This window comes from Rhizobium sp. PRIMUS64, assembly GCF_023006465.1.
Taxonomy (GTDB): domain Bacteria; phylum Pseudomonadota; class Alphaproteobacteria; order Rhizobiales; family Rhizobiaceae; genus Rhizobium; species Rhizobium leguminosarum.
Genome location: NZ_JALBGX010000400.1, coordinates 1 through 223 on the forward strand (window position 1 = coordinate 1; position 223 = coordinate 223).

A 223-nucleotide genomic window follows, 5' to 3' on the forward strand; every position below is an offset into this window, starting at 1 on the left:
TCCCGGATGCGCACGAAGGTTACATCAGTTGGGAACGGGCGGAGGAGATCCGCAAGATGGTCAGCGACAATGTACCGGCCAGTCGCCATCATGGAGCGCCGAAGCATGGCGGCGCTCTGCTTGCCGGCCTGTTCCGCTGCAAAAGGTGCGGCCGGAAGCTGACGGTTCGTTACACAGGAGCCAACCATAACATCCCGCGCTATTCCTGTTGGCGAGGGTTGCT

At 61.0% G+C, this 223-nt stretch carries 1 protein-coding gene; it reads left to right on the plus strand.

Annotated elements, in window-relative coordinates; genetic code table 11:
- Window positions 1-223: zinc ribbon domain-containing protein (locus tag MOV76_RS39740; RefSeq protein ID WP_247266656.1), on the plus strand; the 223-nt coding region annotated here is incomplete at both ends.